This is a genomic window from Elusimicrobiota bacterium (assembly GCA_028718185.1).
Classification (GTDB): Bacteria; Elusimicrobiota; UBA8919; order UBA8919; family UBA8919; genus JAQUMH01.
Map to the genome: position 1 here is coordinate 138,177 of JAQUMH010000002.1, position 25,482 is coordinate 163,658.

The 25,482-nt window shown below is 36.4% G+C and carries 16 protein-coding genes; all 16 read right to left on the reverse strand.

The window, feature by feature from the left end; translation table 11 throughout:
* Positions 1-17: 17 nt before the first annotated feature.
* Positions 18-1,670, reverse strand: a complete 1,653-nt coding sequence (locus PHE88_05195; GenBank protein MDD5687211.1) for a CTP synthase — start codon at positions 1,668-1,670, stop codon at positions 18-20.
* The gene (purL, locus tag PHE88_05200; protein MDD5687212.1) at positions 1,666-4,011 is read right to left on the reverse strand and encodes a phosphoribosylformylglycinamidine synthase subunit PurL; all 2,346 of its coding nucleotides are present in this window, start codon (positions 4,009-4,011) and stop codon (positions 1,666-1,668) included. The genes PHE88_05195 and purL overlap by 5 nt, the downstream gene beginning before the upstream one ends.
* 72 nt (positions 4,012-4,083) lie before the next feature.
* Entirely contained in the window at positions 4,084-5,592 is a 1,509-nt protein-coding gene (gene purH / locus PHE88_05205) for a bifunctional phosphoribosylaminoimidazolecarboxamide formyltransferase/IMP cyclohydrolase (GenBank protein MDD5687213.1), read from the reverse strand.
* A 39-nt stretch (positions 5,593-5,631) separates the two neighbouring features.
* On the reverse strand, positions 5,632-6,105 hold the full coding sequence (locus tag PHE88_05210) for a phosphoribosylformylglycinamidine synthase subunit PurS (GenBank protein MDD5687214.1): 474 nt from the start codon (positions 6,103-6,105) through the stop codon (positions 5,632-5,634).
* Positions 6,098-6,988 (reverse strand): phosphoribosylaminoimidazolesuccinocarboxamide synthase, encoded by an 891-nt coding sequence (locus PHE88_05215; protein MDD5687215.1) that lies wholly within the window; start codon positions 6,986-6,988, stop codon positions 6,098-6,100. Before PHE88_05215 ends, PHE88_05210 begins: the two co-directional genes overlap by 8 nt.
* Entirely contained in the window at positions 6,985-7,806 is an 822-nt protein-coding gene (locus PHE88_05220) for a thymidylate synthase (protein ID MDD5687216.1), read from the reverse strand. The genes PHE88_05215 and PHE88_05220 overlap by 4 nt, the downstream gene beginning before the upstream one ends.
* Before the next feature lie 43 nt (positions 7,807-7,849).
* The gene (locus PHE88_05225; protein MDD5687217.1) at positions 7,850-8,890 is read right to left on the reverse strand and encodes a uroporphyrinogen decarboxylase family protein; all 1,041 of its coding nucleotides are present in this window, start codon (positions 8,888-8,890) and stop codon (positions 7,850-7,852) included.
* A gap of 111 nt (positions 8,891-9,001) precedes the next feature.
* Positions 9,002-10,528: a glutamine-hydrolyzing GMP synthase gene (gene guaA / locus PHE88_05230; protein ID MDD5687218.1), complete on the reverse strand. Its 1,527-nt coding sequence runs from the start codon at positions 10,526-10,528 to the stop codon at positions 9,002-9,004.
* Positions 10,529-10,785: 257 nt separating this feature from the next.
* Positions 10,786-11,955, reverse strand: coding sequence for a GuaB3 family IMP dehydrogenase-related protein (locus PHE88_05235; protein MDD5687219.1), 1,170 nt, complete (start codon positions 11,953-11,955; stop codon positions 10,786-10,788).
* A gap of 130 nt (positions 11,956-12,085) precedes the next feature.
* A complete protein-coding gene (gene dut, locus PHE88_05240) occupies positions 12,086-12,520 on the reverse strand; it encodes a dUTP diphosphatase (GenBank protein MDD5687220.1) in 435 nt (144 codons plus the stop codon).
* The gene (nrdD, locus tag PHE88_05245) at positions 12,456-14,912 is read right to left on the reverse strand and encodes an anaerobic ribonucleoside-triphosphate reductase (protein ID MDD5687221.1); all 2,457 of its coding nucleotides are present in this window, start codon (positions 14,910-14,912) and stop codon (positions 12,456-12,458) included. Before nrdD ends, dut begins: the two co-directional genes overlap by 65 nt.
* Positions 14,896-15,609, reverse strand: coding sequence for an anaerobic ribonucleoside-triphosphate reductase activating protein (locus PHE88_05250; protein ID MDD5687222.1), 714 nt, complete (start codon positions 15,607-15,609; stop codon positions 14,896-14,898). Before PHE88_05250 ends, nrdD begins: the two co-directional genes overlap by 17 nt.
* Positions 15,587-15,994 carry a hypothetical protein gene (locus tag PHE88_05255; GenBank protein MDD5687223.1) on the reverse strand — a complete coding sequence of 136 codons (408 nt, stop codon included), beginning with the start codon at positions 15,992-15,994 and terminating at the stop codon, positions 15,587-15,589. Before PHE88_05255 ends, PHE88_05250 begins: the two co-directional genes overlap by 23 nt.
* A 53-nt stretch (positions 15,995-16,047) precedes the next feature.
* Positions 16,048-16,545, reverse strand: a complete 498-nt coding sequence (gene nrdR, locus PHE88_05260) for a transcriptional regulator NrdR (GenBank protein ID MDD5687224.1) — start codon at positions 16,543-16,545, stop codon at positions 16,048-16,050.
* Positions 16,546-16,962: 417 nt separating this feature from the next.
* Positions 16,963-24,597: a carbohydrate binding domain-containing protein gene (locus PHE88_05265; GenBank protein ID MDD5687225.1), complete on the reverse strand. Its 7,635-nt coding sequence runs from the start codon at positions 24,595-24,597 to the stop codon at positions 16,963-16,965.
* Positions 24,590-25,471 (reverse strand): HEAT repeat domain-containing protein, encoded by an 882-nt coding sequence (locus tag PHE88_05270; protein ID MDD5687226.1) that lies wholly within the window; start codon positions 25,469-25,471, stop codon positions 24,590-24,592. The genes PHE88_05265 and PHE88_05270 overlap by 8 nt, the downstream gene beginning before the upstream one ends.
* Positions 25,472-25,482 lie beyond the last annotated feature (11 nt).

Genomic DNA, 25,482 nt, shown 5'->3' on the forward strand with positions numbered 1-25,482 from the left:
ACGCTAATAATTCGAATCTAACGCGAATATTCGCGAATATTAATATTTTCCTTTTTTGAATGTTTGCGAATATTAATTTTCTTCTTATTCGCGTTTACTAGCGCTTCCCTCACAAGACCGGCAAATAACGGATGAGGATTTAGCGGTCTTGATTTGAATTCAGGATGAAACTGGGTAGCAACAAACCATGGGTGATTTTTTATTTCTATAATTTCAATAAGACCATTATGCTTGCCGGCAATCACAAAACCTCGCGATGTTAATATTTTAATGTATTTATTATTAAATTCGTAGCGGTGCCTGTGTCTTTCAGAAATATTTTTCTTTTTATATGAACTATATGAAATCGTATTTTGATTCAAATCACAAGGATAACTTCCCAGCCGCATTGTACCGCCTTTCATCTTAACTTGTTTTTGCTGCAGCAATAAATCAATTACAGGATATTTGGTTTTTGGATTAAATTCGGTACTGTTTGCATTTTCTAATCTGCATACATTTCTTGCAAACTCAATAACAGCACACTGCATTCCGAGGCATATTCCCAAAAAAGGGATTTTGTTTTTCCTTGCATATTCAGCAACTTTTATTTTACCTTCAATACCCCTATCACCAAACCCTCCCGGCAGGATTATACCGTCAGCTGTCTTCAGTTCAGAATTTAATAATTTATTTTCCACATCAACAAATTTTATTTTTATATTTGTTTTATTAGGGAAACCGGCATGCAACAATGCCGAGCAAATACTTTTATATGCATCCTTTACCCCGATGTATTTCCCGGCTATGGCAATTTCTACTTCCTTTTTGAAATTTTTCTTACTTTCAACTAATTCCTGCCAGTCTTTTAAATTGTGTTTTTTAGGCTTAATCCTTAGATATCTCAAAATTATTTCATCCAGTTTCTGTTCTTTTAAAATAAGCGGTATTGCATAAATATTTCCTGCACCTACGTCTTTTTCTTCAATTACTGCTTCACGGCTGACATTACAGAACAAAGATATTTTTGCTTTTATGTCCTCATTCAGCGATTTTTCCGTTCTTGCTATTATTATATCGGGTTCTATGCCAATCTCTCTTAACTTTCCGACTGATTGTTGTGTCGGTTTTGTTTTTAATTCCTCAGCCGCTTTTATATATGGAATTAATGTAAGGTGTATGTATAATACATTCTCTCTTCCGATATCTATTTTGAATTGTCTTATCGCCTCTAAAAACGGAAGACCTTCTATATCTCCGACAGTCCCGCCTATTTCCACAATCGTAACTTCTGCAGTTTCAATTACTTTTCGTATCCTGGATTTTATTTCATTCGTAACATGCGGGATTACCTGTATTGTTTTTCCTAAATAAGCACCTTCTCTTTCTTTTCTTAAAACCGATTCATAAATTTGCCCTGCCGTAGCATTGTTTATTTTAGACATATTTATGTCTAAAAACCTTTCATAATAACCCAAATCTAAATCAGTCTCAGCGCCGTCTTCAGTGACATATACTTCACCGTGCTGATAGGGACTCATCGTTCCCGGGTCAACATTCAGGTACGGGTCTAATTTCAAAACATTTATTTTAATTCCTCTGCTTTTAAGAAGGACCCCGATAGACGCCGTGGTAATTCCCTTGCCTAACGATGAAACAACGCCACCTGTAACAAAAATAACTTTTCTAATCATAATTATTTAGTGTTTTCTGCCAGCATTCCTTTAATTCAAAAATATCTGAATCAATTATTTTTTTATCACCGGTCCCTTCAACAATAAATTTTTTCATAGAAGCGACTGTTCCGATTTTAGCAAAATTATTTCCTTTAAGAATTTTTTTAAACTCGGGTTCTTTTCCTTTCTTTACTTCAACAATAAATCTGCTGTTTGATTCCGAAAAAAGAATTTTATCATCCGACATTATACTTTCAACAGGCACATTTTTCAAGTAAATTTCCATTCCGAGTTCACCGGAGAAACACATCTCGCTGCATGCAACACCAATTCCACCCTCTGAACAATCGTGACAAGAGGCAACTGTTTCTCTTTCAATTGCTTTCTGTAATGCAATCATTTGCTTTAGGGCTTTTCCGGGTTCAACTTTCGGCGGGAATTCATCTTTTGTAATTCCTACAACATAAACAGGATTCCCCGCTTTTTTCAAATCCATTGTAATACACTTCCTGATGTCTTTAATAACGGATATTGCAGAAATTAAAAGAACGTTGGGTATGGAAATTAATTTTCCTTCGGGTAAAATATATTTATTATTCAAACTGTCTTTACCGGAAATAAACGGTGTTCCAAATACTTTTGCCATTTCAGAACACGCTTCTGCAGCCCGGACAAGACCACCGAGCTGCTCCGGCTTTTCCAACTCCCCCCAGCAAAAATTATCCAGAAGGGCAGTCCGGCTTAAATCGCCGCCGACAGCAATAACATTACGCAAAGCCTCATCTATAGCCGACTGTGCCATATAATAAGGGTCTATTTTTCCGTATAAATTTATACCGTTTGAAACAACAATTCCTTTATTTGACGCAGGAGACGGCTTTATTACCGCAGCGTCTGAAGGACCGTCACTCATTACTCCTACTAACGGTTTGATAACTGTTTGTGCCTGAACTTCGTGGTCATATTGGCGAATTACCCATTCTTTTGAACACACGTTCAGAGAAGACAGAAGATTTTTTAAAATATCTAAACTATCCTTTGTTTTAGCAGGAACATTAAAAGCAGCCGCCGGAATATGGTTCCACACAGCTTTTTTATTCATTTTTGGAATACCGTCATGGAGAAAATCCATATCCAGGCAACACAACATTTCATCTTTATAAAAAACCTCAAGTTTATTTGTGTTTGTAAACTCGCCTAAAACAGTCGCTTCAACGTCTTCATCAGAGAATACTTTTAAGATTTTTTCCAGATTCTTTTTTGGAACAGCCAGAACCATCCTTTCCTGTGCTTCAGAAATCCATATTTCCCACGGCTGTAACCCTTTATATTTTAGCGGTGCTTTATCTAAATATACTTTCGCGCCTCCTGACATAATAGCGAGTTCCCCGATTGCGGACGAAAAACCGCCCGCACCGCAGTCGGTAATTGCATTATATAAATTTTTATCCCTCGCCTGGAGAACCGTATCGGTAACTTTTTTTTCTACAATCGGGTTACCAATCTGAACAACGCTGGCTGAAATATTATTTTCAAGAGAAAGTGAAGAAAAAGTAGCGCCGTGAATACCGTCCCTGCCCGTCTTTCCTCCTACGGAAAGGATCAAATCACCGGCGATAACTTTCTTAAACGATTTTTTCTTGGGTAAAATTCCTACTGTCCCGCAATAAACAAGCGGGTTGAAAATATAACCTTCATCAAATATTATCGTACCGTTTGCCGTTGGTATACCCATTCTATTGCCATAATCCCGCACACCTGAAACAACACCCTTTAGAATCCTTTTCGGGTGTAGGACCCCGTCAGGAATTTTTCCAAACGGATAATCGGGAGGACCAAAACAAAATACATCCGTATTCATTATCGGCTTCGCGCCTAATCCCACGCCTAATATATCTCTTATTACTCCGCCAATACCTGTTCCTGCACCGCCATAAGGCTCAAGCGCCGAGGGATGATTATGTGTTTCAACTTTAAAAGCGATTGCGTTTTCTTTGTCGAATTCAATTACTCCGGCATTATCCTTGAAAACGGAAATACACCATTTCTTATTCAAATCTTTTGTTGATTTGAAAATGGTATCTTTCAGTAGATTATTATATACCTTCTTCTGGCTTTTCCCATCTTTCTTATACTCGTATTCTATAGTAGCTGTCAACATTTTATGCTTGCAATGCTCTGACCATGTTTGTGCAATAGTCTCTATCTCTATATCAGTCGGATTTCTTCCTTCTTTATTGAAGTATTTTTGTATTGTCTCCATCTCTTCAAGATTTAAAGACAATAAATATTCCTTACTGATTTTCTGCAATTCAGCTTTACCTGCTTTAAGTATATCAACAATATTTGTTTTCATTTTGTTATAGACCTGTCACTAACCCCTCACCTTTCATCCTCTCCCCATAGGGGAGAGGAAAGATATGGAGTATTAATGTTTAAAATGCCTGATTCCTGTGAATACCATTGCTATTTTATGTTCATTGCAGCCTGTTATAGAATCCTTGTCTTTTATGGAACCACCGGGCTGTATTATAGCGGCAACACCTATTTTTGCCGATTCATCCACTACATCCCTGAACGGAAAAAAAGCGTCGCTGGCAATAACAAGCGGTTGAGCGGACAAGTGAGTTAAAGAACCGGCGATTGACTGCATTTTAATATTAGCGATTTTTAACGCATCAATTCGTGACATTTGACCGGCGCCTATTCCGACAGTTTGTGTTCCTTTTACCATTGTAATTGTATTTGACCTAACATATTTGGCAACAGTATAAGCAAACTCTAATGATTCCAACATCTCTTTCTCCGGTTTTGTCTCCGTTACAACTTTCAAAGTCTCGTAGACTTTGTTGTCTTTAGTTTGTACAAGCATACCTTCCGAAATAGAACGGATCTCCGGGATGGAATCATCAGAATTATTAATAGATTTTACCAACAGCCGTAAATCTTTCTTTTGTGCAAAAATCTTTAATGCATCTTCTGAATATTCCGGTGCTATAATACATTCTGTAAATATTTTTATCACTTCTTTTGCCGTATCCCCGTCCACACTTTTATTGAAAGCAACTATGCCGCCAAACGCGGAAACAGGGTCACAAATAAAAGCGTTTTTATACGCCTCTAAAATATCTTTTGAAGATGCAGCCCCGCAGGGATTATTATGTTTTACAATTACACAAGACGGTTTTTGAAACTCGCATACAAGATTAAATGCGGAATTTAAATCAAGGTAGTTATTATATGATAATTCCTTCCCCTGCAATTGCTTTGAACTGTTCATCTGCCAATTACCGATTTTGTATATTGCTGCTTTTTGATGCGGATTCTCACCGTACCTTAAATCTGAGCTTTTTTTAAGTCCAATCGATATTTTTTCTGGAAATTGTTCTTTGGTAAAGTAACTTGAAATGACAGAATCGTAATAGGCAGTATGCCTGAATGATTTCGCCGCTAGTTTCTGCCTGAATGCCAAATCATCTTTTGAATCTTTTATAGCGGTTATAACTGAAGAATAATCTTCCGGTTCACAAACAACCAAAACACCTTCGTGATTTTTGGCAGCTGCTCTCAGAAGCGTAACCCCGCCGATATCTATAGTTTCAATTGACGGTTCCGCTTCAAACGGGTATAAATTAACCGCAACTACGTCTATAGTGTCAATCTCTAATTTCTTTAATTCATCCAGGTGTTTTTTATTTCTCATTGCCAAAATACCCGCATGAATTTTCGGATGTAATGTTTTTACCCTGCCGTCAAGCACTTCCGGAAATCCTGTGATTTCTTCTACAGCGGTAACTTTCAGTCCGGCATCTTTTAAAGCTTTTAACGTCCCGCCTGTTGAAATAATTCTAAAGTCCAGCTTCTGAAGTTCCTTTGCAAAATCAACAACACCTGCTTTATCCGAAACACTCAACAGCGCAGTCTTAACACTCCCCATAACTTCCTCCATAATTATTTTATTATACTACAAAATATCTCAAGAAACATTCCCGCTAATTATATTATATGCCTGTACAACTGTATTTGATAAAATTCCTTCGGCTATTTTTTTTACTTCTTCCTTTGATAAATCACCTTCTAATGAATATCTTTTACCGGTTCTTACAAATAATTCCTTTTTTATATTCATGTCATCTATCCCGATTTTTATCGTTTCCGCAACCGAGTCGGTAACCCCGCCTTTATAATAAACCTCAACTGCTAATTTTCCACTTTCGTTTTCCAAAGAAAAATTTATGAACAGTAATTGTGTAAGCGGGTCTACGAGTAAATCTTTGGAAATTTCTTTGATTTCCTGAAATGATATATCTCCGGATATTTCATAAATCTGAGCTATTTTAACAGAAATTATATTCTTTATGCCCGAAATCAGAATATCTTTTTTGATTCTTTCCGATTCCGCATCAAAAAATTCTTCCTTGTGTTTTACTAATATTTTATAACTAGCCACATATTCTCCTTTGAACTTCCTGGTATCTTTCCCTTGTCTTACTAACAATATCTTCCGGTAAGGACGGAACCGGCGGTTGCTTGTTCCAATTGATTGAAATTAAATAGTCACGGACAAACTGCTTGTCAAAATTTTCCTGAGATTTCCCCGGAGAATATTTTTCTTTATCCCAAAATCTTGAAGAATCAGGTGTAAAAACCTCGTCAATCAGAATAATATCATCACCAACTATTCCAAACTCAAATTTTGTATCGGCTATTATTATTCCTCTCGACAAAGCATATTCTGACGCTTTTTTATAAATTTTAATACTTCTATCTCTGACAATTTCAGTAATTTCTTTTCCGACAATATCTCCGGCTTCTTTTTCCGTAATATTAATATCGTGCTGCCCGTCTGAAGCTTTTGTTGAAGGTGTAAAGATAATCTGCGGAAGTTTTTCGGATTCTTTTAATCCTTTTGGTAATTTAATCCCGCAAATAGAATTTGTTTTATTGTACTCGCTCCACGCACTGCCGGAAAGATAACCGCGTATGATTACCTCAATATCTATTCGTTTTGCCTTTTTAACTAACATCGTACGCCCTTCTAATGCACTTACCATATTAGCAGGAATAAATTGAGAGATATATTTAATATCAGAAGAGATTAAATGGTTTTTTGTTATGTCTTTCAAATAATCAAACCAGAAAAGTGAAATATTTGTCAATATCTTTCCTTTTTCCGGAACTAATGTCGGCAAAATATGGTCGAAACAGGAAATTCTGTCAGTAGCGACAATAAGTAATTTATCGCCTTCTATATCATATACATCCCTGACCTTTCCATGATAAACATTTTTAAATCCGGTCAAGCCGGTTTCAGATGAGGTGATACCCGTCATTTTTTCTCCTGTTTTAATTTTTCTCTTGCCTCGGCAAAAATATCTTCTGCAAATTCACTATTCCATGTTCTTTCTTCAAATCTTCTTTTCTCAACTGTATCAAGAAATCCTTTAAATTCATTATAATAACTTCCGTAAATATGAAAACTGTCTGCCATGTCAGTATATCTTCCTATTAGAACTTCTTTTTTAATTTTTTTAGATATGCCTTCAGCAACAAGTTTTTGTAAATCAGTTAAAGCAAAAATATTCATAAACGCCGCTTTATACCCGTCTCTGGAACGCCAATGCGTATCCATGTTTAAAACCGGTTCATTTTTTTCATTTTCAACTACCCTAAACCATAACCTTTGGAGACACGGAGGGTCGTATGTCTGAGGGTCGGTTGCTACATTCCAGGTTATTGCCTGTGCCCGTCTGGTATAAAAAGTTTTTGATAACTTATCAATTATATAATCTATCTGGTTGATTATTTTATTCTCCGTTTTATAAGCAAAAATTCTTTCATGGTAAGTATATGTCCATTTACCCTCAGCCGGGTTAATCCAGTGGTCGTGGACACCATTTACTACTTCCTGCCTGTATATCTCAAGAGTATCAAGTCCTGCCGGAAAACATCTGTGTATTCTCGGTTCTTTTAACGGATTATGACATACCATTATCATTGTACAATCCTTACTCAGGGGGTCACCGGGCCTGTCATATTCTGTCTTTATTTGTATACCTTCCTTCCACGTTTTTACTACTGCTTTTTCCCATACCTCCGGTAAAGTCTCACCTTCAACTAAAAAAACCGGTATGTTCCCGTCAGTATTCATTTTATTCGCTCCTTTTACTAAAAATCAATTTCAATACCATCTTCTATTGTTTTTGCATAGTTTCAACAAAAGCCATAATGTTTTCAACCGGAACATCAGCTTGTACTGCATGTGCAGGTGCCAAAATATACCCGCCATTCTTACCCAATTCTTTTAATTTGTTCATAACATCTTTTTTTACTTCGTCAACTGTTCCACGAGGCAGAAGTTCCTGGGTGCTAATCCCGCCGTAAAACGAAAGATTATTCCCATATAGTTTTTTAATTTTATAAACATCCATAATTTCAGGCTGAACCGGATTAAGCACGTCTACCCCTATCTCAATTAAATCCGGTATTACACACTCAATATTCCCGCAACTATGCATGAAAACTATTTTATTTTTTTCCTTAATAATCCCGCACAATTTTCGTATTCCGGGTTTAATATATTCATTCCACATTTGAGGTGACATGATAAGACCGTTTTGTTGTCCCCAATCATCAAAGAACATTATGGCATCAATATCATATTGAATTGCCTCTTTAACTACTTTTTCAGTATATTCCATAATAATATCAATTAATTCGTGAACAAATTCCTTATTTAGAGCCATATCTACTAAAAAGTTTTCCATGCCTCTCAAAAACCACGCTCTCTGAAATATCGGAGAACTTAAACTAACCAACCTGAACCTATCAGGATTTTCCTTGCAGAATTTCTCAAGATATTTTCCCCTGCTCACCGGGACAGGAGCTTTGAATTTCTTTAAATTATCTTCTTTAAGCGGAGCATCTGCAACTACCCCGATATCATCTCCCGGTTCCTTTCTCCATACAACTCCCCAGTCATCCATATATAAATTATTCCCTACTTTTTTTGAATAATAAATTTCGTCAATCGTTCCCTCGGAGGGACCTGTAACAGTACCTATATTTAACTGGGCTAAAAAATTACCCAGTTTTCCGCTGACTTCTTCGGCACTTGCCAGCCCTAAATATTTCCTTACTTTTTCCCGCATAGCTATAGTAAAATCTATATTATAAGGAACAATACCGCAATCTTTATGTTTCAGTGTTTCTAAAACTATTTCTCTTTTATTCATAACTTTTTACCAAATCTGTCAGCTAAAAATATTATAATATTCCCCTCATCTTTCATCTTCTCCCCGTAGGGGAGAAGAAAGAGTTGAGGAGTACTTTTTCACTATATCTACTTATTCCCATTCTATTGTTGCGGGTGGTTTTGAAGTAATATCATATACAACCCTGTTAACACCTTTTACCTCATTGGTTATTCTTGATGACACCGTCTGTAATATCTCGTGCGGCATTTCCGTATAGTCTGCTGTCATACCATCCAGACTTTCTACAATACGTATTGCAATCACATTCTCGTAACTCCTTCTATCGCCCTTAATACCTACTGTTTTTATCGGCAGAAGAACAGCGAATGATTGCCATACTTTATAATAATATCCGGATTTTTTCATTTCATTAATTAAAATATAATCTGCATCTTTCAATATTCTTAATTTTTCTTCGGTTATATCCCCTATAATTCTTACAGCAAGACCGGGACCGGGAAACGGCTGGCGATGTACAATTTCATCAGGAAGCCCTAAATCTTTTGCAATAACTCTCACTTCGTCTTTAAATAAATACTTTAAAGGTTCAACAAGTGAGAGTTTCATTTTTTCCGGCAACCCGCCTACATTATGATGTGATTTAATTATGGAAGAAGGACCTTTAACGGCACGCGACTCTATTAAATCCGGGTAAAGCGTCCCCTGAGCTAAAAATTCAACGCCTTTTATTTTTTTTGCTTCCCTGTCAAAGACGTTAATAAATTCCCTGCCGATGATTTTTCTTTTCTTTTCCGGGTCCGTAACACCTCTCAATTTTCTTAAGAAAATATCTTTTGCATCGATAATACGTATATTAAAACGATATTTTTGCTTAAATAACTCCCTCATTCTTTCTGTTTCTGTTTTCCTTAAAAGTCCGTTATCCACGAAAATAGCAAACAGATTCTTACCTATTGCTTTATGCAACATCATAGCCAGTGCAGATGAATCAATCCCTCCGGACATTCCGCAAATAACTTTTGAATTTTTTACCTGCTTTCTTATATAAGAAATCTGATTTTTAACAAATTCTTTTAAACTCCAGTTTCTTTTTGCTTTTACAATTTTAAAAATAAAATTTCTTAATATTTCTTTCCCGTATTCAGTATGAGCAACTTCAGGATGGAACTGAACGCCATATATATTTTTGCTCTCATTTACAATAGCGGCGTTACTTATATTGTCCGTATGCGCTATTCTTACAAATTCTTTCGGTAAAGTCTTAACTTTGTCGGAATGGCTCATCCATACATTAAAACTCTTTGGAATTCCGGAAAAGAGAACATTATTCTTATCAATAAATATTTTTGATTTCCCGTATTCATGCAAAGCACCTTTCACAACATTCCCGCCGAACATCTTCGCAGTCAGCTGCATTCCATAACAAATCCCCAAAATAGGTATCCCCAGATTAAAAGTATAAATATCACAAGAAGGAGAATTTTTAGAAAACACGGAAGCAGGACCCCCTGATAAAATAATCCCTTCCGGCGATTTTTTCAAAATTTCACTAATAGACACCGTGCAAGGAAGAATTTCAGTAAAAACATTCATTTCACGAATCCTTCTTGCAATAAGCTGAGTGTACTGCGACCCAAAATCAAGAATTATCATCATTTTGTTTTTTTCCTTTTTTAATCGAGGTAAGCAAGAAATTAATTGGGTTATTGAGTTATAGGGTTATAGAGTTTTAGGGTTTTAACTCAATAAACTCTATAACTATTCTTGCCGTGTGCAATTCAAACAAATTTTCCTTACTTAATCGTAAGCGAGCAAAAAATTTTCGAAGAGCCTAGATTTGCGACTACGCTTTCAAGAGCAAATCTCAGAGCGAGTTGGTGCCGAGCGACTCAAGAAAATTTGTTTGTGAGCGACTATTTACCCATACCCACACTTTGTGCTTTCTGCAAAACCTTACCTTCATGTTTTATTGAAGGCGCTATTATAATTTCAACAAGCTGCATTTCTTTTATATTCTTTGCACCAAGTGAACCCATACTGGTTCTTAAAGCACCGACAAGGTTCTGAGTTCCGTCATCTGTCTTTGCAGGACCTAAAAGTATTTCTTCAACACTTCCTGTAAGCCCCACAAAAACACCTGTTCCCCTTGGAAGATTTTTATGACTTGTCGCCATGCCCCAGTGGTATCCTCTACCCGGCGATTCTTCCGCTCTTGCTAAACCTGAACCAATCATAACTGCATCGGACCCGCAGGCGAACGCCTTGCAAATATCACCACCGGTAACCATCCCGCCGTCCGCAATTATTGAAACATACTTACCTGTTTTCTTATAATAAAAATCCCTTGCTGATGCACAGTCAATGATAGCCGTTACCTGAGGCACACCTATTCCTAAAACTCCCCGTGTGGTACATGCAGCACCGGGACCGACACCTACAAGAATTCCGCAACAACCGGTTTCCATCAATTCTATTGTCGGTGCGTAAGTAACAGTATTTCCTATTATTACCGGAATCTTTAGCGAGCTGCATATTTTCTTCAAGTCAACCTTTTCCTGCCTGCTTGAAACAAAGTTGGCTGAAGTAACTGTTGACTGAATGACAAAAACATCACAACCTGCTTCTTGCGCTATTTTAGAATATCTTTCAGCATTTTTAGGAATTGTTGAAACGGAGACCAAACCGCCGCCTTTTTTTATTTCCGACACCCGTTTAGATATTAACTTCTCTTTTACAGGTTCTGCATATATTTTTTGTATGATTTCAGTTGATTTCGTACCTTTTGTTTTGCATGCTTCTCTGATTTTTTCTATAACTTCTTCCGGATTTTCATACCTGGTTTGTACACCGTCTAAATTTAAAACAGCAAGACCGCCTAATTTACCAAAAGCTATTGCAAATTTTACATCTACAACCCCGTCCATTGCTGACGCTAAAAACGGTATTTTAAGTTTTAAATCCCCAATCCTGGTATTAACTTCCACATCATCAATATCAATTGTCGTTGTTGAAGGAACAAGTGCAACCTCGTCAAACCCATAAGCTCTTCTAGCTTCCCTATCTCTCCCAATAAAAAACGGCATAAACCTTCCTCCTTTAAAAAATGTGTAATGTGTTTTTGAAAGTTATAGAGTTTTAGAGTTATAGGGTTTTAGGGTTTAGAGTTTTAACAACCCTATAAACACTACAACGCTACGAACTCTATAACTACTTTTATTGATGTCCCGTGGAACCAAATCCGCCTTCGTTTCTTTTTGTTATATCTAAATCTTCCACTTCTTCCCATGAAATCTGTTCTACTTTACAAAGAGCTGCCTGCGCGATTCTTTCACCGCTTTCTATTTTAACTTCTTCATTAGAACTATTATACAAAATTACTCCGATTTCGCCCCTATATCCCGAATCTATAGTCCCGGGAGTATTTAATACAGTAAGACCTTTTTTCAATGCCAAACCGCTTCTTGGCCTTACCTGTATTTCATAACCTTCCGGAATAGCAACTTTTAAACCTGTCGGAACAAGTTGCCTCGCAAATGGTTTAATAGAAACTTCCTTATCCGCATTTATTAAATCAACACAAGAATCACCCTTGTGCTGATACTGTGGCAACTTTACTTCTTTCCTCAATTTTGTCACCTTGACTAACATTACTTCCCTCCACTGAATAATTTCCTTTATGCCTGTCTTTTAATTCTCCTATTTTCGACTTGTTCCAGTTAGGTATTCTTGAATAGTAACCGACTATTCTCGTTACCCCATAGACATTACTTGAGTTACACCTTAAGCAACTATCCTTTAAACCGCGAACCATCCTGTTACAATCATTACAGACTGTGAACTCCGGTGAAATCGTTATCTGTGCACATTTCGTGTTTTTCCATGTTTTCTCAATAAGATTCAAAACCGATAATGCCTGCGGTTTTTCTTCACCTATAAATGCGTGTATAATAGCTCCGCTTTCTATAAGCGAGTGGAACTGGCTCTGTTTTACTATTCTATCAATAATGCTTACAGGAGCACTTGCAGAAAAATGAACGCTGTTTGTATAGTAGTATTCATCCGTTTCTATATCACCCTTTATAACTTCTCTTGCTTGCGGATATCTCTGTAAATCTACTTTTGCCAACCGCCTGGCGGCTGATTCTGCAGGACTTTCTTCAAGCGCAAATTTTAAGTTATGCTTTTTCTCGTATTCCTTTGTTTTCAAGTACATAAAAGATATAATTTTCAAACCTAACCGGAATACATCCTCGCTTTCGTGAAGCTGTTTCCCTGTTAAATACTGAACACATTCATTAAGTCCTACCATACCTAATATATATGTTGACTTTTCCAAATCAACATACGGCTTGCCGTCAAGCGCAACTTTGCCTATCTGGTAAAGCGGCATGTTTCTGCCTGACATGAGTTTTTTTGCAAATCCCTTTTTCTGAATATGCGCTTTTACCGCTAAATCCATATCATCTGATATTTCAGTTAACAGTTTATCAATATTTCCTTTACCGGCACGATATGCCGCCTGAGGAAGATTTAATGTAATATTCTGAAACCCGCAAAACCGCATTGATTCCGGATGTTCAACCATATAATTATCCGTTATTTTAGTTCTTAAACGGCAGCATGCGGAAAGCGTAACCTCATCCCTGTCAAAAACAAAATAAGGCGTCCCGTTTTCCGAGGCAACAAGACATGCGTATTCAAGAATTTTTCTTTGGTTAGGATCTGAAAATGAATCATCATTTACGTGTAAATCACATTTTGGAAAAGCAAAAATATGGCCGCATTTATCGCCCCGTCTCCATACTTCAAGAAGAGCCATTGCAAACATTTGCGCCTGCTTTTCGTAATCAGCATAAGTCCTTCCCGTATATTTACCGCCGGGTCCTATAGCAGGTACATTTTTCAAGTATGCCGGTATTCCCGTATGTATATTTGCATCCAGAAACAATACCTGACCGCCGCGGGAAAATGCCGATTGCGAAAGCGAGAAAATTAAATACTGTGCTTCCTGAATCATTCCCTCGTAACTCATATCGACAAGATACGGTGCATAAAATATGTTCAAATATCCGACACCCAACGCTCCGGCATAATACGCTTGCATCGAAGCGAGAAATGTATTAAGGTGTCCGGTAAGTGTCCTTGCATGTTTTGCAGGAGAAGATATAACCTCAAGATTTTCTAATTCCAGTCCGTATTTTTTCAGATATTCAAGTGAGTGGCTTGAACAATAAACGCGTGTAGGATATCCCAAATCGTGCAGGTGTATACGGGCATCAAGGTGAGCATCAGCGACATCCCTTGAAAATATATTATTCAAGGAATACTGTTTAAGTGTGATTTCCGCTATAGCCAGATTTATCGCTTCCGGATTATGCTCTGCAATATTTGAGTTCTCTTTTCCTTTTGAAAATATAATCTGTTCCAAATTATATGTCGGAATACCCAAAGACATCTGCTTTTTTATTTTTGAAGCGTACCCGGCAGTAAGAAGTTCATTATCAACCATCTCTCTTAACAAGGAGGTCGTTATTTTATCAACACCGGACGATATAAGTCTTTTCTCGACATCGTGCGCAATTTTACGGGCATCGATATGCGAAATGCCTGCTTCTTTTACAAGCGCATCGGCAATCTTATTTTTATCCCAAAGAGAGGTCTCTTCTTCAACTTCTGCCTGAACTAAAAGAGATAAATCTGTCGTATCGCTTTTGTCTTTTCTCTTCGCTATCCTAATCCGTTTCCGCATCTCATTTTTTTCAACGCGCCTTCTCTGGTATGCCTGAAACGTCTGTTCAAATTTTTCCTCGACAAGAACTTTTTCTATAGCATCGCTTAATGTCTGTGTTGTAATCGTTTCCCCGGGAAGATAATTTGCTTTCAGAAATTTTGAAATTTTCCCCGCAATCCTCATTATTACTTCTTTATTTTCACTACCGCCTTCCTTGCTCGCCCTGGTAACTGATGCAATAACTTTTTTGTAGTCGAATGGTTCCAACCTCTCATCTTCTTTCTTCACAAAACTAAAATACTTCTGCATAACACATTTCCTCCATTCTTTCCATTTCCTTCTCCGAATATGGTTTGATTTTTATATATTCTTCGCTTAAAGTATTATGTGGAATAAATTTCTGAACGACATATCTTTTATATTTCGCCCTGCCGGTAACATCTTTTTGCGACTTAGCAGAACTTATCCTTTTAATAATTTCTTCTATATCTTCTATACTTACAATTCCCGGAACAGCAGTTGTTCTGAACGAATACCCGATAGATGAATTCAATAAAATATCTATTGTCTTGTTAATTGCATCCAAATCCACTTCTATCCCGCAGGCAGCATTGTATTTCTCTTTATTCAACGCTGTTTTAATATCCATTGAAACAAAATCAACAAGACCGGATGAAATAATGTCTTTTATAATATCAGGTCTCGAACCATTGGTGTCAACTTTTACAAGGAAACCGTTATTCCTGATTTCCAAGATAATATTTTTCAAATCTTTATTAAGAGCCGGTTCGCCGCCTGTAATAACAAAACCATCCACCCAATTCTTTTTATCTTTGAATTTTTGGAGTATTTCCTTTACAGATATCTTGTTTTCAATTTTTCCTAAGGCAAGGTCTTTATTTTGACACCAAGGACAACGAAAGTTACAACCCGACAGAAACAAAACACAAGATACTTTTCCCTCCCAATCAAGAAGAGATGTTTCAAGACAACCCGCTACACGCATTGTTCATTTCCTCTTCTGATGGAGCGGCTTTCCAACGCTTCAACTCATGCCCATCTTTTTCTACAACAATCGTAGGAACATCAAACGCGGTATAAATCGCTGCTTCAGTTAATCCATCAAGCGTATCCATATCATAATAAATAACTGCCGGCTGATTTTTAATATTTGCTTTATAACTGTTAATTTTTTCAGTTGAAGATTTGCATATACTGCAGTCTTTTTTACCAAAGATTTTAATTTTTATCCCGGACACATTCTGCTTTACGCCGGCATCAAGCACGGCAGTAGCACCGGCAGTGGCACGTGAAGTCTTAGACATCTTGATGAAATCAATCTTCTCCTGCGGCAACGAACAACTACCAGACTCACAACTTTTATCCGCCATCTCTTCCCCCTTGAAACAATGTGTACTGTGGATGTTTCTCAACTTTCCACTCCCTACTTCCTACTTTCTACTTCCCATTCCCTACTTCCCGCCTTCTTATTGCTCCTGCCTCTTAACCTTTTAAATTCCTTTAAAAATGTATCTATACTATCAAACTTCCTGTAAATCGAAGCGAATCTTACATATGCAACTTCATCAATTTTTCTGAGCCGCCTTAAAACCATCTCACCTATATCTTTTGAAGGCACTTCCATTATATAGTCACGCAACTCCATTTCTATTTCACTTACAAGTTTTTCTACGGTGTCTTCAGATACAGGTCTTTTAAGGCATGCTAATCTGATGCCTTTAGTCAATTTTTCTACATCAAAAGGTTCCCTTTTATTGTCTAATTTAATTACTGTCAGAGGTTGGATTTCTATTCTTTCGTAAGTAGTAAACCGTCTTTTACAACCTGTGCATTCCCTTCTTCTTTTTATTATTGAACTGCCTTCAATGGGGCGAGTATCGCTAACATCACAATCATTTTCTCCGCAAAATGGACACTTCATATCTACAACCTATACTATACCTTGATTTTTATTACACTAAATAGCAAACTTTCAATACAACTTGTGCTACGGTAGAGGTATTATATATACTACATATAGTTTGTCAAGTACTTTTCTTTTTGTTTGATTTTTTTTATTTCGAGGTAGGTTATTCTGCTTTATTTTGTATCGGTAAAATGAAAAAGAAAATAAATGTAAACAAATTTTTTATTTACATTATTTTTTTATGAAAATAAAAAAAAGAGAAAATAATTTTAAGTGTAGCGGCTGATTAAAGAAAGTTTTTATAATTTTATGCTAAACAAAACCTTGCGGATTTGGTGTATGCTTTCGTTTTATATATTTTATCACTTAAGTTGACCATGCTAACTACCCTAAGACTCTAAGACTTTATAACTCTGGACTTTGAACACCTTTTCATTTTATCAGTCCTACCTTCCCGGTCTTCTTCCTGCCTGTAGCGTCTCTTATCTGATAAATATATACTCCTCTGGCTACTTTGTCTCCATCGTCATTCTTGCCATCCCACTCAAGCCAGCCAAGATTACCAAAGTCTGCCTCTTTGAGTTCCCTTGCCAATTCACCGGATACAGTGTATATCTTCATTTCACTGTTTATAGGCAGGTTTATTACCTTTAACTTACCACCTACCGCCATGTTAGGTTTATATGGGTTAGGATATACTTTCACATTACTCAGGTCTGTCGCAAGATAACTGCCCAATATACGATATGTTGTGAATCGTTTCACATTCGCTGTTATTGTCTTGTTTAGCTTGTCTACTATATGTACTCCAGGCACCAATTCCCACTCCCTACCGTTCCATGAATATATCCTTAATCCTTCTTCCTTTAATTCACCTATATCCACTAACGTGTATGGGATTGTTATGCTTATCGGCTTTGTAAATATATCTTCTTCCAATACCGATGTCTTATTTGTAAATGACAATCTTCCAAAATCATAACTTATGGGTTTCACGGTATCTACATATCTCGCTGCGTTTCTTACTACCGCCGGCGTCTTTGTCTTTATCACTGCCAAATTCCTGGTTTCTGTCAATACGTTTTCGCTCACTATTATCTTTAGTTTGTTTACTCCTTTTATCATTCCGCCATTGTTTCCTATTGGTTTTGCAAGATACATATCGTTGATATTTGTCAGGGTAGGCAACATGCTGTCTCCGGTAACTGATACTGTCTCTATTTCACTATTGAATGGTATTGATATCTCCCTTTCTCCTGTATCTTCTTTTGTCAGTATTGCGTCTGCAACGTTCAATATACCGGTTTTTGAGTTCTTTGTTGATAGTGTTAGTGTCCCGCTGTAATCCGTTGTGGGGTTATTGTCATTTGTATTGTATACTTGTGCTTTGAATTTCAAGCTTGATACTGTTATAGCTGGGTCTAATGACGCTGTATCTAATGTCGGTCCGTCTTCGTAGTAATATGACTTTAAGGTGTTACTGTACTTTATAATAGGTTTTGGTGGTGTAGCAAGTCCTGTAACTGTCTCAAGACGGACATCATCTATGTAATATGTATCGCCCGCAGTCGCATATGGCGTAAACCAGAACCGGAAACGTCCATCGGTTACCGGTGTTGTAAAACCTGTGGTGATAAATTCTGTAGTAAATGTCTGCCAGCTTGTGCCAAGGTTCGCTGTGTAATTCAAACCGTAGTCTGTATATGGGGTGCCATGCTTTAACAAGTGTACTGTTACGGCATGTCTGGTTGGTGAATATGCTGTAAATATCAATCTATATCTGGTATTAGGGTTAAGGCAAATTCCTGTCTGGTATAATTGGATGTTACCATTGGCAGCGGTTATTGTACATTTGGCGGATTTGCTACCTTCAAATCCTGGTGTTGTGCTAATAAATGTGCCTCCGCCACCTGCATAATATGCCCAGGAATCTGTACCTGATTCAAAGCCGGCATTTGTAACATGATTTGTGCCGGAAGAAGTGCTTAGTGTGCTGAATGTATAATTTTCGCTTGTTGCTATGTTACCGGAGCCATCTTTACTTGCTACATGGTAATAATATGTAGTGCCTAATGTTAAGCCGGTTATGTTAACGCTATGGTTTGTTACTTTTGTTGTATCTGATGTCGTTGAAATACCATATAGTGTTGTTGTACCGTACTCTACCTGTGAATCGCCTGGTTCATTGGTTAGCCAATTTACTACTGCGGAATTCCAGGTTATATTGCAGGAGGCAACGCTCGTTATTATGGGCGGGGTTGTATCTGCAGGGACTGTTTCAAGGTGTACATCATCTACGTAATATACATCGCCGGCTACTGCATATGGGGCATACCAGAGCATTAAACGGGCATCATTAACAACAGACGAAAATCCGGTTGTTACAAATTCAGTGGAATATGTTTGCCAGCTTGTGGTTAGGTTCGCCAAATAATTATCTAATCCGTAATTGGTATATGGGGTGCCGTGCTTGAATATGCGCACTGCCATATCATGTCCTGTATTGGAATAGGCTGTAAATGTTAATCTATATCTGGTATTTGGATTAAGGCAAATTCCTGTCTGATATAACTGGATGTTACCGGTGGATTTGATTATTGTACATCTGGCGGACTTGCTACCTTCAAAACCGGGTGATGTGGTAACAAACGTGCCTGCTTCTTCGGTATAAAAAGCCCAGGATGTTGTGCCTGATTCAAAACTATGATTACTTATGAAATTTATATCGCTTGTAAATGTATTGTCTTCGCTTATTGCAAGATTGCCTGATTCATCTCTGCTGCTTACCCTGTAATGATATACCGTACCTGGCGTTAATCCTGTTATATTAACGCTATGATTTGTTAACTTAACTGTACTTAACACTGTTGAGTTTCCATATGATGTCGTTAGTCCATACTCTGCTTGCGAATCGCTTGGTTCATTGGTTACCCAATTTACTACTGCGGAATTCCAGGTTATATCGCAGGATGCAACACTCGTTATTATCGGCGGGGTTGTATCAGGTGGGACTGTTTCAAGGTGTACGTCGTCTATGTAATATACATCACCTGCTACTGCATATGGCGCATACCAGAACATTAAACGGGCATCAGTAACTACAGACGAAAATCCGGTTGTTACAAATTCGGTGGAATATGTCTGCCAACTTGTGGTTAGGTTCGCCAAATAATTATTCAAACCGTAGTTGGTATATGGGGTGCCGTGTTTGAACACGTGCAATGTCATTTCACGGCCTGTATTGGAATATGCTTTAAATGTTAATCTATATCTGGTGTTAGGATTAAGAACGATATCTTTTTGGTATAACTGGAGGTTACCGGTGGATTTGATTATTGTACATCTGGCGAATTTGCTACCATCAAAACCAGGTGATGTGGTAACAAACGAGCCTGCTTCTTCCGTATAAAATGTCCAGGATGATGTGCCTAATTCAAAACTATGATTACTTATGAAATTTGTATCGCTTGTAAATGTATTGTCTTCGCTTATTGTAAGATTACCTGATTCATCTCTGCTGCTTACCCTATAATGATATACCGTACCAGGTGATAATCCTGTTATATTAACGTTATGATTTGTTACCTTAGCTGTACTTAACACTGTTGAGTTACCATATAATGTCGTTAGTCCGTACTCTACCTGCGAATCGCTTGGTTCATTGGTTATCCAATTTATTACTGTGGAATTCCAGGTTATATTTCCGGATACTATATCTGTTACTACTGGCGGTGTTGTATCGCTAATCACTTCAAACTTTGCTGTTGTAGAAGACAAATGATTCCCAACCCAATCAGTTGCCTCAACGGTCAATGTCCAAAATCCATCATCAATTGATAGTGGCTCAATTGTTTGCCCATTATTCACTTGTATTGTCGTCCCTTCTTCCAAGTCAGTTAAATATGCATAATACGTCGGCGATGGGTCAAGGTTATCAGTAACTATATAATTTATCACTATTGTAGAAATATTAGCAACAAACCTTTCACTACCAACAGGCGAAATCAAAGTAATTTTAGGTGGTGTATTATCTACAACTAATGTTCCATTTACAAGTTTACTATACGATATCGGAATATATTTACTTACCGTGTCTGGAAAATCAGGTGTTACTTGAATATTAAAATAAGAACTGGCAGAATCTAATAATGTTATATCAGTTGGAATATTAAAAAGCAATTCCACTGTCTTTTTATTTTGTGCTGGAATTGTAATACTTGATACAATAGACATAAATTTTTCATTTGTATTAGTCATTAATTTTAATTTATAAATATCCTGGACATTACCTGTATTTTCAATATTAATATTAAATTTCCCAGTTTGTCCCGGTCCCGCTACTACAACAGATGAATCAATATTAATTTCAAAAGAATGATGTTCTTCAATAAGATTGGATATGGTAGGAAGAAAATTATATCCTGATTCTGTATGTGTAATAGATGCTCCTAAATCAAAGTCAATTACAGACAATAACACTTCATCTTTTTTAACTATAAAATTTTGATTTATATTTACTTCACTACTTAATAAATTCAAAGGTATAATTCCTTTTGTAATTTTATCAACTCCTAATACATTTTTTATTGTTGCCTTAAGTCCATTATAAGTTCCTGGTGGTAAGATATTTACTCCAACAGCTACAGGAACTTGTACTTCTTGAGTCGGTTGTAAGTCAATTACTGGTTGTGTGATATTAAAATCAATCCATTCTCCATTAGAATTCAATACGGCTAATTTACTGAAAATTAAATATATTTTAGAAAAATCACTTACAGGCTGATCAATAACAGAAATAATTACACTATTTACGTCGTGATATAAAGTAATTGACCTTTGTGCCTCGTTATTTCCCTCTTCTAATTCAGGAATTTCACTATTTGGGTCAACTCTTACTGTAAACAAATATGTTTGTGGGGTTTCAGTTACTGAAACAACTTTTTGCACCATTGTCACTCCACTACCAAACCCGGATATTTCATTAATAAATTGGTCGCTACCAATTTGTATTAGGTTAGGTGAACTACCTTCAAAAAATCTTACTCTAACATTTTTTGACTCAGCACCACCTATATTATTAACATTTGCTGTTATACTTAATGTAACCTCATCAACTCCAGGACCTTCTTTTCTAGAAATATCTATAAGTTCTTTTTTGATATATAAATCTGAACCTTGAGTAAAATTAAAATTATAAGAACCTAAATTTGCAACGGTATTAGCGGGATTTGAAACACCAGCTATTGCCTGACCTACAGCATTATTAATCACATATCCATTAGGCATAGATGGCTGACTTTCACCTCCACCCATACACATGACATTACTTACAAATAAATCCTTACCAGCATTGTTTACTATCATCCAATTTTCAGACCTAAATTCAAGTCCAGTATTCTCAACAGCAATAACTGTTAGATTATATGAACCGTCACTTAATTGTTTAGTATCAAATGTAAAAGTAAAAGGTGTAAACTTTGTGTCCGTTAAAACTTCGTTAATTAATAATTTACAAGAAACAATACTATTATTAGTTATATATGGTTGGATAGTTACTATACCTGAAACTACATCCACACCTGGAAACATTTGTGGTGAAATACTTGCATCAAACAATGTATCAAAATTATCTGTTACTGAATTAGAAAGTCCTGCTTGGTTTACCGACTTAACCATATAATAATTCTTACCGGGTGCAGAGAGATTGCTTATTTCTACCGTATGATTAATTGTATATTCAGAAGAAATCACTATTGGTTCACCAAGAGGTAATGTTGAATTATATCTTATACGAGTATCAGACGGGTCATCAGTAGTCCAACTGATAGTAGCACTATTATTAGTTACATTTGTTACTTTTAAGTTAGATATTACAGGTGGTGTGTTATCAATTTTTATATCTACAGTTGCCTGTGAGGTATTTGATGCATTATCTTCTGTCAATAATTTTATAGTGTATGTTTCACCATTAGCATTAGGTAAGACAGCAGTTGTGTCCCATGCAGCCAATTGACCATTTACCACTGGAATATTTGATTGTGTAATTTCTGTCCAACCAGTTGAACAATAACTTAATGTATACTTTTTAAGTTGTGATGGTTCAGTTCCATAATCCTGCGCTGTCCCTGATATTGTAACCATTCCACTATGCCAACTATTAGGTTCTGGTTGACTTATTACACTTACAGGTGGAATTATATCGTATCTTAACATTACCGTAGAACTGTTATTATTATCAATATTCCCAGCATTATCTTTAAGCCAGACATAAAGAGGTGTTGATCCTTCTTGAGACACTGTTACATTAAATGGTTTAGATGTGGTATATGTCCCATCAATATTATTCTGTGGTGCAGAACCCAACTTATAATAAGCTCCTGCTATCCCTGATAAATCAGATGGAATTGACCAGGATATTGTATAACTTGTTGTATTCTTCCAGGGTGATGGGTTTGAACCATCGCCGACTAAATTTATTGGTGCAGCCGGTGGCGTAGCATCTACTATTATTCCATCACTGCTAACCAGCGACTCAGAACCAGCACCATTTCTTGCTTTTGCAGTAAAATAATAAATACCGTCAGATAAAGGTGGAGCAAATGTCCTGATTACATTATTAACTATTCCTGCTGATGTTAAAGAAATAATATTATTCCATCCAATATTCGGATATTGTGTTGTTCCTATAGCATACCAGTATTGGGTTACACCTGACTCTGGATCTACAAAACTCCAACTACAAGAAAGTTGTCCATTATTGTTTGTATAATTTCCATCTTCAATAGATTGAACTTGTGGTGGGGTTAAATCAACAGTAATCCAAGGACTGTAATCTCCCCAACTACTGTAAAGTCCTGCATTGTTTCTCGCTTTTACTCTTGCACGATATAAACGTCCATGCTCACAATTGGGAACATTATAATTTGTAACATTACCTACATTCTGACTGAAATGAACATATCCATCATCACGAACCACTTCTAAATTGAAATCCCATATACCACTCTCAGGGTCTGAAGCAAAATCACTTGACCAATTGATATTTATAATGCTTGAATTGGAATACGATGAAACAACCGTTGGTGCTTTTTTACTCGGGTCTGTTGTCATTGGGGGTGGTGTAGAATCTTTAGAAATTGTATCAGATACACTTCCTGATACATTTCCAGCACCATCTTTAAACTGCGTATAAACTGTCTTTACACCATCTCCCACGGAAAGTAACCAACTATAAATACCACCAGAACTATAATTCTCCCAACTTGACCAACTTATATTGTCATTAGAAAATCTTAACTGTGCAACTCCGCTTGAATTATCTGACGCAGAAGGACAAACATATACAGTTCCGAAACACCAATCTTCACGAAGTGTTATTATATCTCTTAACACTATACTTCCTGTCGGTACTGTATAATCTGTATAAAAAGACCAACTTCTTGTCGTAGTATTACCTGCTTTGTCTTTTACAATTAAATCAACCCAGTTTAATCCTTCAGGTAAATCACTCGTTGGTGTGTAACTTACTGAATTTGCCCCAATAGTTGCTGGCATCGTGTTGCTATTAAGTTTCAGTATTGTGTTTGCTGTATCTATTCCACTACCAACATCTGAATAAGTTGCTGATATTGGTGGTCTTCTATTATTCGTGTATGACCAAGATATTGGTATTAGGTTTGTTATTACGGGTGGGGTTGTGTCTATGTCAGCAGTTGCTTTTACTGTGTTGTTTCCGAAAGAACTATTACTTGCAGGGAATGGACTTATAAGTATATTACCATCTTCATCAGAATTAGCAGATGTCGTGCAAGTTTGCCCTACCGTTGTTTCCCAATTAATTTTTCCAATCAACCCTGCCGATGGTGTTACCTTCCCTTTCACTGAAACATTAAGTAACGTAATTTTTTCATTTGCAGTCGGAATTAGTATATCTAATGTAGGAGCAGATTCAACTTCACTAACAAAAAATGCAAAAATTCCTACACTGAATAAAAACATTATAATAATTTTCCTTTTTAACATTTGATAATCCTTAAAAACATTGACTGTATGGACTTTTTTATTCATTTACTTTATATTCACTATCTTTCTTTTCTACTTCAATCCTTTTTATAATTTGACGAATAGATTCCTTTCGCTTAAAATCAACTTTTGGTAAATTTCTAAAAACATCTTCCAGATATGGTAAAACAAGTTTTCTTTCATCCCAAATAAAATAATCCTCTATTGCTCCATTTTTGATAGCATCCAGAGTTTTAACACCAGATTTTCCTCTAATCCAAGCATCCGAACCATGACCACTACCTGTTAAAATGCCCGTTAAGTAATTACATCTTTCTTTCATGGTAATTATTCCTTTCTTGTGCATATCTAACTTTAGATAATTTTTATAAGCATATTCACGAATGCCATAAAATAATTTGTCATCATTTAAAATATTAAAAAAAATATTTAAAGTCTCATTATCTTTCCAATTACTTAAAGATTCCATTGTTATTCTTACAATCCTATAATATTGTAAATCATGAATATAAGGAGACCTTCCTTTATATTTAGGTCCAGATTTTATATAATCATCGAGTATTATCAACAATTCCCTTTTAGCCTCTTCACTTTTAATTTTTCCCAAGGCAGTCAGCACCGCCTCTTTTACTCCTTCAGGAAATTCCATCCCTATTCTATAAGGCTCTTTTTTAAAAATTTCAACTAACAACTTTACTACCTCTCCTCCTCCTATTTCTCCTAATCTCATTACTGCAGCTTCTCTTAATCTTTCGTCAGGACTATCTAAGTATGGAGTTAATTTTAAAATTGTCGTGATTTCTTTCATTTCTTTAGGAATAATTATAGGTTTTTTCTCAAGCATATCCGCCAAACATATTCCTTTTGATAATGATAGCAATGCATAAAAAAAGAGCGGGAAAATAAAATATTTTTTCATAAGATTCTACT